Here is a 14,216-nt window from a genome sequence, read left to right on the forward strand (position 1 = left end):
GTCGGCCCGTCGGTGCATTGTCGGCGCGAGCCGATAACCTGCACGAACAGGGGGTACCTCCCGGCGGTGACCGGGAGAGGACGAAGGGAGGGCCGGTGCGCGTTCTGGGGGTGGACCCGGGGCTGACCCGGTGCGGTGTCGGCGTCGTCGAGGGCGTTGCCGGCCGTCCGCTGACGATGCGCGGCGTCGGAGTCGTACGGACCCCGGCCGATGCCGAACTGGGCAGTCGACTGGTCGCCATCGAGCAGGGCATCGAGCAGTGGCTCGACGAACACCGGCCCGAATTCGTCGCGGTGGAGCGGGTGTTCAGCCAGCACAACGTCCGGACGGTGATGGGCACCGCCCAGGCCAGCGCCGTTGCCATGCTCTGCGCGTCCCGGCGCGGAATTCCCGTCGCCCTGCACACGCCCAGCGAGGTCAAGGCCGCCGTCACCGGCAGTGGCAGGGCCGACAAGGCGCAGGTGGGCGCGATGGTGACCCGCCTGCTGCGGCTCGACGCCCCGCCCAGACCCGCAGACGCGGCGGACGCCCTCGCCCTCGCCATCTGCCACATCTGGCGCGCCCCCGCGCAGAACCGCCTCCAGCAGGCGGTCGCCGCGCACCACGCAACGAGAGGCCGGACCACATGATCGCCTTTGTGAGCGGCCCTGTCGCCGCACTCGCCCCGACGACCGCCGTGATCGAGGTCGGCGGCGTCGGCATGGCAGTCCAGTGCACGCCGAACACACTGTCGGAGCTGAGGATCGGTCAGGAGGCGAGACTGGCCACGTCGTTGGTGGTCCGCGAGGACTCGCTGACGCTGTACGGCTTCGCCGACGACGACGAGCGCCAGGTCTTCGAGCTGCTGCAGACCGCGAGCGGCGTCGGCCCCCGGCTCGCCCAGGCAATGCTTGCCGTGCACAGCCCGGACGCCCTGCGGATCGCCGTCTCGTCCGGTGACGAGAAGGCGCTGACCATGGTGCCGGGCATCGGCAAGAAGGGCGCCCAGAAGCTGCTGCTGGAGCTGAGGGACCGCCTCGGCGAACCGCTCGGCATCCGGGCGGCCGTCGGCACCCCGGTCACCCAGTCCTGGCGCGACCAGCTGCATGCGGCGCTGATCGGCCTCGGCTACGCGACCCGCGAGGCGGAGGAGGCGGTCACGGCGGTGACGCCGCAGGCGGAGTCCCTGGGGACGTCCCCGGACGTGGGCCCGTTGCTGCGTGCGGCGCTCCAGACACTCAACCGGACCCGGTGACACGGGGGGCCCCTGCTGTGCCCTGCGGGCGTGGGGCCCCCACGCCTTCATCACCCGGCGGGGCTGATCTTCTCCGCCCGTCAGGGACCACGTCCCCCAGCCGCCGGGCCGTAGGTCGGGGCGGGGGAAGCAGGCCCGCCCCGCCCACCCACCCGCACACACCGAGAAGCGAAAAGGCAGTCACGTGAACTGGGACGACGAGACCACCACCACCGATGCCGTCGGCGACGACGCGCGGCTCGTCGGTGCCGACGCCGACGGCGAGGACAGTGCCGTCGAGGCGGCCCTGCGCCCCAAGACCCTCGACGAGTTCGTCGGCCAGGAAAGGGTCCGCCAGCAGCTCGACCTCGTCCTCAGGGCGGCCCGCCAGCGGGGCGCCACCGCCGACCACGTGCTGCTGTCCGGCGCCCCAGGGCTCGGCAAGACCACGCTGTCGATGATCATCGCCGCCGAGATGAACGCGCCGATCCGCATCACCTCCGGCCCCGCCATCCAGCACGCAGGAGACCTGGCCGCGATCCTCTCCTCCCTCCAGGAGGGCGAGGTCCTCTTCCTCGACGAGATCCACCGCATGTCCCGGCCTGCCGAGGAGATGCTCTACATGGCGATGGAGGACTTCCGCGTCGATGTGATCGTCGGCAAGGGCCCGGGCGCCACCGCCATCCCGCTGGATCTGCCGCCCTTCACCCTCGTCGGGGCCACCACCCGGGCAGGACTGCTGCCGCCCCCGCTGCGCGACCGCTTCGGCTTCACCGCGCACATGGAGTTCTACGAGCCCGCCGAGCTGGAGCGCGTCATCCACCGCTCCGCCCAGCTGCTCGACCTCGACGTCGAGGTGGAGGGGGCCGCCGAAATCGCCGGACGCTCCCGCGGAACGCCCCGTATCGCCAACCGTCTGCTGCGCCGGGTGCGCGACTACGCCCAGGTCAAGGCGGACGGGCTCATCACCCGTGAGGTGGCCGCGGCCGCACTCGGGGTTTACGAGGTCGACAGCCGCGGCCTCGACCGCCTCGACCGGGCCGTGCTGCACGCTCTGCTCAAGCTGTTCGGCGGCGGTCCGGTCGGCCTGTCGACCCTGGCGGTCGCGGTGGGGGAGGAGCGCGAGACGGTCGAGGAGGTCGCCGAGCCATTTCTCGTACGGGAGGGGCTGCTGGCCCGTACGCCGCGCGGCAGGGTGGCCACCCCCGCCGCCTGGGCACACCTGGGCCTCACGGCGCCCCAGCAGGCGCCGGGCGCAAGCGGACAACAGGGGTTGTTCGGGGCGTGACGGCGAGGAGACTGGTCGGCTGAGGAACCAGGGTGGGATGCTGGGCGTTGTTCCAGTGATGCGGACTCGCTTAGACTCCGCCGATGCCGCCCTGTACGGGTCGGCGTGCCCATCCCCGTAGATCAGGCCGTTCATCAGCGCGGTCGTGCGAAGGAATTCCCCGCCGTGGATATCTTGACCCTCCTCCCCTTCATCGTGCTCATCGGGGCCATGTTCCTGATGACCCGCTCCGCCAAGAAGAAGCAGCAGGCTGCCGCGAACATGCGCAACCAGATGCAGCCCGGTACCGGCGTGCGGACCATCGGTGGCCTTTACGCGACCGTCAAGGAGGTCAACGACGACACGGTCCTCCTCGAGGCCGCGCCGGGCGTGCACCTGGTGTTCGCGAAGAACTCCATCGGTGCCGTCCTCTCGGACGAGGAGTACAACCGCATCGTCCACGGTGACGACGATGTCAAGGTCGACGACGCCACCGTCGTCCCGGACGACGCCGCCTCGCTGACCGGTGACTCCGCCGCCGACGACACTTCGGACGCCGACAAGATCGACCTCGGCAAGAAGGCCGACGCGGACGACGCCGAGCCGAAGGACGCCGACACCAAGGACGGCAAGTCCGACGGCGAGGCCGACGCGAAGTAGCCACGATCGGGGACCGCGGCGGCGCACACAGGCGCCGGGCGGTCCCCCGGTTGTGCCGACGCATCTCGGGGGCAGGTCCCCACAACACTTCGTGGCCGCCTCGGCGCACACCCGGCGCAGGCGGTTGGACAGGGAGAAACGAGAAGGTGGCAGCACCGAACAGGGGCCGAAGGCCCGCGGGGGCTCAGAGCAAGCCGGGGCGCGCCCTGGCTCTGATCCTGATCGCCATGGTCGCGCTCACGGGCGGTATGTTCTGGGCAGGTCAGCTCACGCCGCGTCTGGGCATCGACCTGGCGGGCGGTACGACCATCACGCTCGAGGCGAAGAACCAGCCCGGCGCAGCGAACGCCATCAACGAGACCAACATGAACACCGCGGTCGGCATCATCGAACGCCGTGTCAATGGTCTGGGTGTCTCCGAGGCCGAGGTTCAGACCCAGGGCGAGCGGAACATCATCGTCAACATCCCCAAGGGGACGAATTCCGAGCAGGCCCGGGAGCAGGTCGGCACCACCGCCCAGCTCTTCTTCCGGCCCGTGCTGACGGTGGCCGCCGGCGGTCCCGCCGCCCCCGAGCCGTCGGGCAGCCCGAGTGCTTCGCCCTCCGGCAAGCCCAGCGCCACGCCCAGTGACAAGGCGACGGACAAGCCCGAGGCGAACGCTCCCTCCGGTTCCCCCTCCGCGACGCCGACCACCCAGGGCCGCGCGGTGACCGAGGGCCTCAAGGCCCCGTCGCCGACCCCGACCCCCTCCGGCTCGGACAAGCCGAAGTCCTCCGAGAGCCCCACGCCGACGCCGTCCTCCGACCCGGCCTCCGCCGCACTGGAGAAGAAGTTCACGGCTCTGGACTGCACGGACGACAAGGCGCGCGGCAAGCTCGCTGACAACGTCAAGCCCAGCGACACCACCATCGCCTGTGGCAAGAACAGCGCGGACCAGTGGGAGAAGTACATCCTCGGCCCCGCCGAGGTGGACGGCAAGGACGTCGACGACGCCAAGGGTGAGCTCGACCAGCAGCGTGGCCTGTGGAAGGTCACGATGGAGTTCACCGACAAGGGCGCCAAGAAGTTCTCGACGATCACCAGCCGCCTGTCGCAGCAGCAGCCCCCGATGAACCAGTTCGCCATCGTCCTCGACGGCGAGGTGGTCTCGGCCCCGCAGGTGAACCAGACGCTGAGCGGCAGCGCCGAGATCACCGGTGACTTCACTCAGGAATCCGCCCAGGACCTCGGCAACATCCTGTCCTACGGTGCCCTGCCCCTGACCTTCGAGGAGCAGAGCGTCACCACCGTTACCGCCGCGCTCGGCGGTGAGCAGCTCCACGCGGGTCTGATCGCCGGAGCCATCGGTCTCGCGCTCGTCGTGATCTACCTGGTCGTCTACTACCGCGGCCTGTCCCTGATCGCGATCCTCAGCCTCCTGGTCTCCGCGGTCCTGACCTACACGCTCATGGCCCTGCTCGGCCCGGGCATCGGCTTCGCGCTGAACCTGCCTGCCGTCTGCGGAGCCATCGTCGCCATCGGTATCACCGCGGACTCGTTCATCGTGTACTTCGAACGCATCCGGGACGAGATCCGCGAGGGACGCACTCTGCGTCCGGCCGTCGAGCGTGCCTGGCCCCGTGCCCGGCGCACCATCCTGGTGTCCGACTTCGTGTCGTTCCTCGCCGCCGCCGTGCTGTTCGTGGTCACGGTCGGCAAGGTCCAGGGCTTCGCGTTCACGCTCGGTCTGACGACCCTGCTCGACGTCGTCGTCGTCTTCCTGTTCACCAAGCCGGTGATGACGCTCCTCGCCCGCAAGAAGTTCTTCGCGAACGGCCACCCGTGGTCCGGACTGGACCCGAAGCGGCTCGGCGCCAAGCCCCCGCTGCGCCGCTCCCGTCGCGTCTCCGCCCCGACCGACCCGAAGGAGGCGTGAGATGTCACGACTCGGCAACCTCGGTGCCAGGCTGTACCAGGGCGAGGTCGGTTACGACTTCGTCGGCAAGCGAAAGATCTGGTACGGCGTCTCGATCCTGATCACCATCACGGCCATCCTCGGCCTGGTCGTCCAGGGTCTGAACATGGGCATCGAGTTCAAGGGCGGTGCCGTCTTCACCACGCCGAAGACGAGCGCGTCGGTCGCACAGGCCCAGGAGGCCGCGGAAGCGGCCTCCGGCCACCCCGCGATCGTGCAGGAGCTGGGCAACGGCGGTCTGCGCATCCAGGTCAGCGAGCTGGACACCCAGCAGGCCGACAAGGTAGAGGCGGAGCTCGCCGAGACCCTCAAGGTCGACGCGGAGACGATCAACGGCGAACTGGTCGGACCCAGCTGGGGCGAGCAGATCGCCAACAAGGCATGGACCGGCCTCGGGATCTTCATGATCCTCGTCGTGATCTATCTGGCGATCGCCTTCGAATGGCGCATGGCGATCGCGGCCCTGGTCGCGCTGATCCACGACATCACCATCACCGTGGGCGTCTATGCCCTGGTGGGCTTCGAAGTCACGCCGGGCACGGTCATCGGTCTGCTGACCATCCTCGGTTACTCGCTGTACGACACGGTCGTGGTCTTCGACTCCCTCAAGGAGGGCTCGAAGGACATCACCAAGCAGACCCGCTGGACCTACAGCGAGGTTGCCAACCGCAGCATCAACAGCACCCTGGTGCGTTCCATCAACACCACGGTCGTGGCGCTGCTGCCGGTCGCGGGCCTGCTGTTCATCGGTGGCGGCGTCCTCGGCGCCGGCATGCTGAACGACATCTCGCTCTCCCTGTTCGTCGGTCTCGCGGCCGGTGCGTACTCCTCGATCTTCATCGCCACTCCGCTGGTCGCCGACCTCAAGGAGCGCGAGCCGCAGATGAAGGCCCTGAAGAAGCGGGTGCTGGCCAAGCGCGCGGCCGCCGCTGCCAAGGGCGAGCAGGAGCCGGGCGACGACTCGGGCTCCATTGCCGACGAGCCCGGTGACACGACCGCCGCCGGTGCCGTCGTCGGTCCCCGCGGCCGTGGCCGCAGCCGTCCGTCGGGCCGTCGCCGGTGAGCGCCTCGACCCAGGAGCTGCTGCTCAGCCGCATCCGTGATGTCGCGGACTACCCGAAGCCGGGAGTGATGTTCAAGGACATCACGCCCCTGCTCGCCGATCCGGTCGCCTTCACGGCGCTGACGGACGCGCTCACCGAGCTGTGCGTCCGCCACGGGGCGACGAAGATCGTCGGCCTGGAGGCGCGCGGGTTCATCCTCGCGGCACCGGTAGCCGTCGGCGCGGGCATCGGCTTCATCCCGGTCCGCAAGGCCGGCAAGCTCCCCGGCGCGACGCTGTCCCAGGCGTACGAGCTGGAGTACGGCACCGCCGAGATCGAGATCCACGCGGAGGACCTGAACGCGGGCGACCGCGTGATGGTCATCGACGACGTCCTCGCCACCGGCGGCACCGCAGAAGCCGCGCTGGGGCTGATCCGGCGGGCGGGTGCGGAGGTCGCGGGTGTCGCGGTCCTGATGGAGCTCGGCTTCCTCGGTGGCCGTGCCCGTCTCGACGGTGCCCTGGCCGGTGCGCCGCTGGAGGCACTGATCACGCTCTGACGCGGCGGCATGACGCCGCGCCTCGGCATACGACGGGTGCCCCGGAATCCTCCGGGGCACCCGTCGTCGTCTCGCGCGCACGGTCACTCCCACCGCCTCGTGCGCACCCGAACAGCGGGGTCGATACCATGGCCTTTCCGGGCCTGACCGGGGGACCCGGAACCGCACGAGGAGTGCCCTTGCCAGACGAGGCCCAGCCCGCCGCCGCGCAGCCCGACCAGCAGGCCGAAAAGGCCGCGGCAGCCCCTGTCACGCCCGAGGCCGAGCCGGCCGAGAAGCCGCAGCCCGCCGCGCCCGAGCGCGTCAGCCCGGTGCCCGTTTCCGCGCCCAAGCCCCTGCCGCCCGCCACGGCCCGCACCGGCGGCTCCTCGAACCGCGTACGCGCCCGTCTCGCCCGCCTCGGAGTGCAGCGCTCCTCGCCGTACAACCCGGTGCTCGAGCCGTTGCTGCGGATCGTGCGCAGCAACGACCCGAAGATCGAGACGTCCACGCTGCGCCAGGTCGAGAAGGCGTACCAGGTCGCCGAGCGCTGGCACCGCGGTCAGAAGCGCAAGAGCGGCGACCCGTACATCACCCACCCGCTCGCCGTCACCACGATCCTCGCCGAACTCGGCATGGACCCGGCGACGCTGATGGCGGGCCTGCTGCACGACACGGTCGAGGACACCGAGTACGGGCTGGACCAGCTCCGCCGCGACTTCGGCGACCAGGTCGCCCTGCTCGTCGACGGCGTGACCAAGCTGGACAAGGTCAAGTTCGGCGAGGCGGCGCAGGCCGAGACCGTACGCAAGATGGTCGTCGCCATGGCCAAGGACCCCCGGGTCCTGGTCATCAAGCTCGCCGACCGGCTGCACAACATGCGCACCATGCGCTATCTCAAGCGGGAGAAGCAGGAGAAGAAGGCCCGCGAGACGCTGGAGATCTACGCCCCGCTGGCGCACCGGCTGGGCATGAACACCATCAAGTGGGAGCTGGAGGACCTCGCCTTCGCGATCCTCTATCCCAAGATGTACGACGAGATCGTGCGTCTCGTCGCCGAGCGCGCGCCCAAGCGCGACGAATACCTCGCCATAGTGACCGACGAGGTCCAGTCCGATCTGCGCGCCGCCCGCATCAAGGCGACCGTCACCGGCCGCCCCAAGCACTACTACAGCGTCTACCAGAAGATGATCGTCCGCGGCCGTGACTTCGCGGAGATCTACGACCTGGTGGGCATCCGTGTCCTCGTCGACACGGTCCGCGACTGCTATGCCGCCCTCGGCACCGTGCACGCGCGATGGAACCCGGTCCCCGGCCGGTTCAAGGACTACATCGCGATGCCCAAGTTCAACATGTACCAGTCGCTGCACACGACGGTCATCGGCCCCAACGGCAAGCCGGTCGAGCTGCAGATCCGCACGTTCGACATGCACCGCCGCGCCGAGTACGGCATCGCCGCGCACTGGAAGTACAAGCAGGAGACCGTCGCCGGCACCTCCAAGGTCCGCACCGACGTGCCCCGCGCCGCCAAGGGCAGCGCCGGCCAGGACACCGTCAACGACATGGCCTGGCTGCGGCAGTTGCTGGACTGGCAGAAGGAGACCGAGGACCCCGGCGAGTTCCTCGAGTCGCTGCGCTTCGACCTCTCGCGCAACGAGGTCTTCGTCTTCACGCCCAAGGGCGACGTCATAGCTCTCCCCGCAGGTGCCACCCCTGTCGACTTCGCCTACGCCGTCCACACCGAGGTCGGCCACCGCACCATAGGAGCACGGGTCAACGGGCGTCTCGTACCGCTCGAGTCGACCCTCGACAACGGCGACCTGGTCGAGGTCTTCACCTCCAAGGCCGAAGGCGCAGGGCCCTCGCGCGACTGGCTCGGCTTCGTCAAATCGCCGCGGGCCCGGAACAAGATCCGCGCCTGGTTCTCCAAGGAGCGCCGCGACGAGGCGATCGAGCACGGCAAGGACGCCATCGTGCGGGCGATGCGCAAGCAGAACCTGCCGATCCAGCGGATCCTCACGGGCGACTCGCTGGTCACCCTCGCCCACGAGATGCGCTACCCCGACATCTCCTCGCTCTACGCGGCCATCGGCGAAGGCCATGTGGCGGCGCAGGGCGTCGTGCAGAAGCTGGTGCAGGCCCTCGGTGGTGAGGAGGCCGCCAGCGAGGACATCGCCGAGTCCACCCCGCCGTCCCGCAGCCGCACCAAGCGGCGCAACAGCGCCGACCCGGGTGTGGTCGTCAAGGGTGTCGAGGACGTGTGGGTCAAGCTCGCCCGCTGTTGTACGCCGGTCCCGGGCGACCCGATCATCGGCTTCGTCACCCGCGGCAGCGGGGTGTCGGTGCACCGCGCGGACTGTGTGAACGTCGACTCGCTCTCGCAGCAGCCCGAGCGCATCCTCGACGTCGAGTGGGCGCCCACCCAGTCCTCGGTCTTCCTCGTCGCGATTCAGGTCGAGGCGCTGGACCGCTCGCGGCTGCTGTCGGACGTCACCCGTGTCCTGTCCGACCAGCACGTCAACATCCTTTCCGCGGCCGTCCAGACCTCCCGCGACCGGGTGGCCACCTCGCGCTTCACGTTCGAGATGGGCGATCCGAAACACCTCGGCCATGTACTGAAGGCGGTGCGGGGCGTGGAGGGTGTCTACGACGTGTACCGCGTGACGTCGGCGCGGCGGCCCTGACGGCCCGCGAGACCGTAGCCCGTCGAAAGCCCTGCGCATGGGTCATGCGCAGGGCTTTCGTGGTGTCGGAGAGCGCCCGTACGGCGAAGGGCTCCCCGCCATGAGGCGGGGAGCCCTTCGCCGTACGCTGCGGCTGCGAAAGATCAGCCGCCGAACTCCTCCAGGCCCTTCAGCGCCTGGTCCAGCAGCGCCTGACGGCCCTCGAGCTCCTTGCCGAGCTTGTCCGCCTTGGCGTTGTTGCCCGCTGCGCGCGCCGCGTCGATCTGCCCGCGCAGCTTGTCCACGGCCGCCTGCAGCTGACCCGTCAGACCCTCGGCACGCGCACGCGCCTCAGGGTTCGTACGGCGCCACTCGTTCTCCTCGGACTCCTGAAGGGCCCGCTCCACCGCGTGCATCCGGCCCTCGACCTTGGGCCGGGCGTCGCGCGGCACATGGCCGATGGCCTCCCAGCGCTCGTTGATGGACCGGAACGCGGCACGCGCCGCCTTGAGGTCCGTCACGGGCACCAGCTTCTCGGCCTCGACCGCGAGCTCCTCCTTGAGCTTGAGGTTCTCCGACTGCTCGGCGTCCCGCTCGGCGAACACCCCGCTGCGCGCGGCGAAGAAGATGTCCTGGGCGCCGCGGAAGCGGTTCCACAGGTCGTCCTCGGCCTCGCGCTGCGCACGGCCCGCCGCCTTCCACTGCGCCATCAGGTCGCGGTAGCGGGCCGCGGTGGGGCCCCAGTCCGTCGAACCGGACAGCGACTCGGCCTCGACGACCAGCCGCTCCTTGGTCTGACGGGCCTCCTCGCGCTGCGCGTCCAGCGAGGCGAAGTGCGCCTTGCGCCGCTTCGAGAACGCCGAGCGTGCGTGCGAGAAGCGGTGCCACAGCTCGTCGTCGGACTTCCGGTCCAGCCTCGGCAGGCCCTTCCAGGTGTCCACCAGCGCCCGCAGCCGCTCACCGGCGGCCCGCCACTGCTCGCTCTGCGCCAGCTCCTCGGCCTCGGTGACCAGCGCCTCCTTGGCGTGGCGCGCCTCGTCGCTCTGCTTCGCGCGCTGGACCTTGCGCTCCTCACGGCGCTTCTCGACCGTCGCCACGAGTGCGTCCAGACGCACGCGCAGCGCGGCGAGGTCGCCCACCGCGTGGTGCTCGTCCACCTGCTGACGCAGATGGTCGATCGCCACCTGGGCGTCCTTGGCAGAAAGGTCGGTGGTCCTCACCCGCCGCTCGAGGAGGCCGATCTCGACCACCAGGCCCTCGTACTTGCGCTCGAAATAGGCCAGCGCCTCCTCGGGAGTGCCGGCCTGCCACGATCCGACGACCTGCTCGCCCTCGGCAGTACGCACGTACACGGTGCCCGTCTCGTCGACGCGGCCCCACGGGTCGCTGCTCACAGCGCCTCCTCAACCTGATGCCCGCGAGGGAGTTCGTCCCCCGGGCATCGTCCACAGTTTCCTGGACGGGCCTCGCCCGCCCCTACACAGCGCGACATCACGCGCGCGCTGCACAACGCCAATCTAGGCGACCGGCTGCCCGGCTGTCCGCACTCAGCGCGGCCGAAATTCCTCCGCTCACACCTTCGGGACGGAGGCCTTCTCGATGGTGACGGGCTTCTTCGGAGCACCGTCGGCGGCGCCGCCCTCGACTCCTGCCTTGCCCACGGCTTCCACGATCTTCAGGCTCTTGTCGTCCATGGTGCCGAACGGTGTGTAGGTGGGCGGCAGTTTGGTGTCCTTGTAGACGAGGAAGAACTGGCTGCCGCCCGAGTTCGGCTGGCCGGTGTTCGCCATCGCGACGGTGCCCGCCGGGAAGGTCACGGTGCCGTCGTCGCCGGCCTTGCCGAGCGCCGTCAGGTTCTCGTCCGGGATCGTGTAGCCGGGACCGCCGGTGCCGTCGCCCTTCGGGTCGCCGCACTGCAGGACGTAGATGTTCTGCGTGGTCAGACGGTGACACTTGGTGCCGTTGAAGTAGCCCTTGTCCGCCAGCGACTTGAACGAGTTCACCGTGTGCGGCGTCTTCGCCGCGTCCATCGCGATCGTGATCCCGCCCTCGTTGGTCTCGAGCGCGAACGAGTACTTCGCCTTCTTGTCGATCGACATGGCGGGCGCGGGCGCGCTGCTCTCCGACTCGGAGGGGCTCGCGCTGGGGGAGCTGTCCGTCTGCGACGCGCTGTCGTCCTTGTCGCCGTCGCTCAGGGCCACGGAGGCATAGACGGCCCCGCCGGAGGCGAGGACGACGGCGAGCGCCGCGGCGATGATCGCGTTGCGCTGCTTCGCCTTCTTCCGCGCCTGCTCCCGACGCTGCTGCTGGCGCTCGAACTTCTCCCTGGCGAGCTGCCGCCGCCGCTGATCGCTGCTGACCACCGGGTCTTCTCCTTGTCGGTCGTGAACGTCGAAGTTGTCGTGTTCGTCGAGGGGCTGCGCACGTCGCGTGATGCCGACCGCTGAGCTTGCCCCGTACCGTATACGGGTTGGCTGTGGGACGAGCAGCGCCGGTAGTCTCTGAACTGCTGTGATCGACGCGTGCAGTACCGCCCGCCGATCCGCCACATGCCCTCTCGACGACCGAACTGAGGACGATCGTGCTTATTGCCGGGTTCCCCGCCGGGGCCTGGGGGACCAACTGTTACCTGGTCGCCCCCGCCGCAGGCGAGGAGTGCGTGATCATCGACCCCGGCCACCAGGCCGCCCAGGGTGTCGAGGAGACGCTCAGGAAGCATCGGCTCAAGCCCGTCGCCGTCGTGCTCACCCACGGCCACATCGACCATGTCGCCTCCGTCGTCCCCGTCTGCGGCGCCCATGACGTCCCGGCGTGGATCCACCCCGCCGACCGCTACATGATGAGCGACCCCGAGAAGGCGCTCGGCCGCTCCATCGGCATGCCGCTGATGGGCGAGCTGACCGTGGGGGAGCCCGACGACGTCAAGGAGCTGACCGACGGAGCGGCTCTGAGCCTGGCCGGTCTCGACTTCTCCGTCTCGCATGCGCCCGGCCATACCAAGGGGTCGGTGACCTTCCGGATGCCCGAGGCCGCGGACGTGCCGTCCGTCTTCTTCTCGGGTGACCTGCTGTTCGCCGGCTCCATCGGACGCACGGACCTGCCCGGCGGCGACATGGACGAGATGCTCGAGTCGCTGGCCCGGCTGTGCCTGCCGCTCGACGACTCGACCGTGGTGCTGTCCGGCCACGGCCCCCAGACGACCATCGGCCGCGAGCGCGCCACCAACCCGTACCTGCGGGACGTGGCCGCCGGCCTCGGGAGCGTGGACGCTCCCCGACGAGGAATGTGACGAGACTTTTCGTGAGTACTTTCCAGGCTCCCAAGGGCACGTACGACCTGACCCCGCCGCGCTCCGCCACGTTCCTGGCCGTGCGCGATGCGATCTCCACCCCGCTGAAGAACTCCGGCTACGGCTACATCGAGACGCCGGGCTTCGAGAACGTCGAACTGTTCGCCCGCGGTGTCGGTGAGTCCACCGACATCGTCTCGAAGGAGATGTACGCCTTCGAGACCAAGGGCGGCGACCGGCTCGCGCTGCGCCCCGAGGGCACCGCGTCGGTGCTGCGGGCGGCACTGGAGGCCAACCTCCACAGGGTCGGAAACCTGCCGGTCAAACTCTGGTACTCGGGCTCCTACTACCGCTACGAGCAGCCGCAGGCGGGCCGTTACAGGCACTTCTCGCAGGTCGGCGCGGAGGCGATCGGCGCGGAGGACCCGGCGCTGGACGCCGAGCTGATCATCCTGGCCGACCAGGCGTACCGCGCGCTCGGGCTGCGCAACTTCCGCATCCTGCTGAACTCCCTGGGCGACAAGGAGTGCCGACCCGTCTACCGCGAGGCGCTCCAGGGCTTCCTGCGCGACCTCGACCTCGACGAGGACACCCGTCGCAGGGTCGAGATCAACCCGCTGCGGGTCCTCGACGACAAGCGCGCCGAGGTCCAGAAGCAGCTGGTGGGTGCGCCGATGCTGCGTGACTACCTGTGTGACGCCTGCAAGGCGTACCACGAGGAGGTGCGCGGGCTGCTGACCACAGCCGGTGTCGCGTTCGAGGACGACGAGAAGCTGGTGCGCGGCCTCGACTACTACACGCGCACGACGTTCGAGTTCGTCCACGACGGTCTCGGTTCGCAGTCCGCGGTGGGCGGCGGCGGCCGCTACGACGGTCTGTCCGAGATGATCGGCGGGCCGGCGCTGCCGTCCGTCGGCTGGGCGCTCGGCGTCGACCGCACGGTCCTGGCGCTGGAGGCGGAGGGCATCGAGCTCGTTCTGCCCGAGTCCACCAGCGTCTACGCCGTCCCGCTCGGCGAGGAGGCCCGCCGGGTGCTGTTCGGTGTCGTCACCGAACTGCGCAGGGCGGGCATCGCCGCTGACTTCTCGTTCGGCGGCCGCGGCCTGAAGGGTGCGATGAAGAACGCCAACCGTTCGGGCGCCCGCTACGCCCTCGTCGCCGGTGAGCGTGATCTGGCCGAAGGCGTCGTCCAGCTCAAGGACATGGAGTCCGGCGAACAGCAGGCGGTCGCCCTGGACACCGTGGTCACGGACCTCCGCGCGAAGCTGGTCTGACAGCGACCCGAAGGGGCCCGGGGCATCAACTGCCGCGGGCCCCTTGGTCGTTGCAGTGTGACTGACCACCGCTTTCGGGTGTTCCTTATCCCGATCGAACGGAGAAATCCGGGAGGGGTACGGCAGAATGGCGGTGCTTCAGCACACCGGCAGACGATGGAACGGCGATATGACGACTGCAGCGGCCCACGGCGTCTCCTCCGGCAGCAGTGGGGACGACGCCCACGGCTCCGTCGGCGCGAGTCGCGCTTTCGCCTGGATGCTCGTGATCACGGGTGCGGCCGGGCTGCTGGCGGCGTGGGTGATCACGATCG

12 protein-coding genes and 1 pseudogene are annotated in these 14,216 nt (G+C 69.7%); 11 read left to right on the forward strand and 2 right to left on the reverse strand.

Annotated elements, in window-relative coordinates; translation table 11 throughout:
* The first annotated feature begins 95 nt into the window (after positions 1–95).
* The 8 genes from ruvC (at position 96) to AC067Z_RS10735 (ending at position 9,360) form a co-directional block, all read left to right on the forward strand.
* The gene (gene ruvC, locus AC067Z_RS10700) at positions 96–629 is read left to right on the forward strand and encodes a crossover junction endodeoxyribonuclease RuvC (protein ID WP_478789115.1); all 534 of its coding nucleotides are present in this window, start codon (positions 96–98) and stop codon (positions 627–629) included.
* Complete coding sequence (ruvA, locus tag AC067Z_RS10705) at positions 626–1,234, forward strand: Holliday junction branch migration protein RuvA (protein WP_478789116.1); 609 nt, start codon at positions 626–628, stop codon at positions 1,232–1,234. Before ruvC ends, ruvA begins: the two co-directional genes overlap by 4 nt.
* 184 nt (positions 1,235–1,418) lie before the next feature.
* A complete protein-coding gene (ruvB, locus tag AC067Z_RS10710) occupies positions 1,419–2,501 on the forward strand; it encodes a Holliday junction branch migration DNA helicase RuvB (protein ID WP_478789117.1) in 1,083 nt (360 codons plus the stop codon).
* A 165-nt stretch (positions 2,502–2,666) separates the two neighbouring features.
* Positions 2,667–3,140, forward strand: a complete 474-nt coding sequence (yajC, locus tag AC067Z_RS10715; RefSeq protein ID WP_478789118.1) for a preprotein translocase subunit YajC — start codon at positions 2,667–2,669, stop codon at positions 3,138–3,140.
* A 146-nt stretch (positions 3,141–3,286) separates the two neighbouring features.
* Positions 3,287–5,056, forward strand: a complete 1,770-nt coding sequence (gene secD / locus AC067Z_RS10720) for a protein translocase subunit SecD (RefSeq protein ID WP_478789119.1) — start codon at positions 3,287–3,289, stop codon at positions 5,054–5,056.
* 1 nt (position 5,057) lies between these two features.
* The gene (gene secF / locus AC067Z_RS10725; protein WP_478789120.1) at positions 5,058–6,158 is read left to right on the forward strand and encodes a protein translocase subunit SecF; all 1,101 of its coding nucleotides are present in this window, start codon (positions 5,058–5,060) and stop codon (positions 6,156–6,158) included.
* On the forward strand, positions 6,155–6,697 hold the full coding sequence (locus AC067Z_RS10730) for an adenine phosphoribosyltransferase (RefSeq protein WP_478789121.1): 543 nt from the start codon (positions 6,155–6,157) through the stop codon (positions 6,695–6,697). The genes secF and AC067Z_RS10730 overlap by 4 nt, the downstream gene beginning before the upstream one ends.
* Before the next feature lie 179 nt (positions 6,698–6,876).
* Entirely contained in the window at positions 6,877–9,360 is a 2,484-nt protein-coding gene (locus tag AC067Z_RS10735) for a RelA/SpoT family protein (RefSeq protein WP_478789122.1), read from the forward strand.
* Positions 9,361–9,503: 143 nt separating this feature from the next.
* Here AC067Z_RS10735 and AC067Z_RS10740 read toward each other — a convergent pair whose 3' ends face one another.
* Both AC067Z_RS10740 and AC067Z_RS10745 read right to left on the reverse strand, forming a co-directional pair.
* Positions 9,504–10,733 (reverse strand): DUF349 domain-containing protein, encoded by a 1,230-nt coding sequence (locus AC067Z_RS10740; protein ID WP_478789123.1) that lies wholly within the window; start codon positions 10,731–10,733, stop codon positions 9,504–9,506.
* A 177-nt stretch (positions 10,734–10,910) separates the two neighbouring features.
* Positions 10,911–11,702 (reverse strand): peptidylprolyl isomerase, encoded by a 792-nt coding sequence (locus tag AC067Z_RS10745; protein WP_478789124.1) that lies wholly within the window; start codon positions 11,700–11,702, stop codon positions 10,911–10,913.
* A gap of 218 nt (positions 11,703–11,920) precedes the next feature.
* Here AC067Z_RS10745 and AC067Z_RS10750 point away from each other — a divergent pair, with 218 nt between their 5' ends.
* The 3 genes and pseudogenes from AC067Z_RS10750 to AC067Z_RS10760 form a co-directional block, all read left to right on the forward strand.
* Positions 11,921–12,628, forward strand: coding sequence for an MBL fold metallo-hydrolase (locus AC067Z_RS10750; RefSeq protein WP_478789125.1), 708 nt, complete (start codon positions 11,921–11,923; stop codon positions 12,626–12,628).
* A gap of 11 nt (positions 12,629–12,639) precedes the next feature.
* On the forward strand, positions 12,640–13,902 hold the full coding sequence (hisS, locus tag AC067Z_RS10755; protein WP_478789126.1) for a histidine--tRNA ligase: 1,263 nt from the start codon (positions 12,640–12,642) through the stop codon (positions 13,900–13,902).
* Positions 13,903–14,071: 169 nt separating this feature from the next.
* A pseudogene (locus AC067Z_RS10760) lies at positions 14,072–14,216 on the forward strand (vitamin K epoxide reductase family protein); the annotation flags it as partial.

It is taken from the genome of Streptomyces sp. NPDC043812, assembly GCF_056436245.1.

Excerpts from the sequence above, each read along its gene's own strand:
- ruvA (WP_478789116.1), top strand. The coding sequence starts at position 626 with ATGATCGCCTTTGTGAGCGGCCCTGTCGCCGCACTCGCCCCGACGACC.
- secF (WP_478789120.1), top strand. The coding sequence starts at position 5,058 with ATGTCACGACTCGGCAACCTCGGTGCCAGGCTGTACCAGGGCGAGGTC.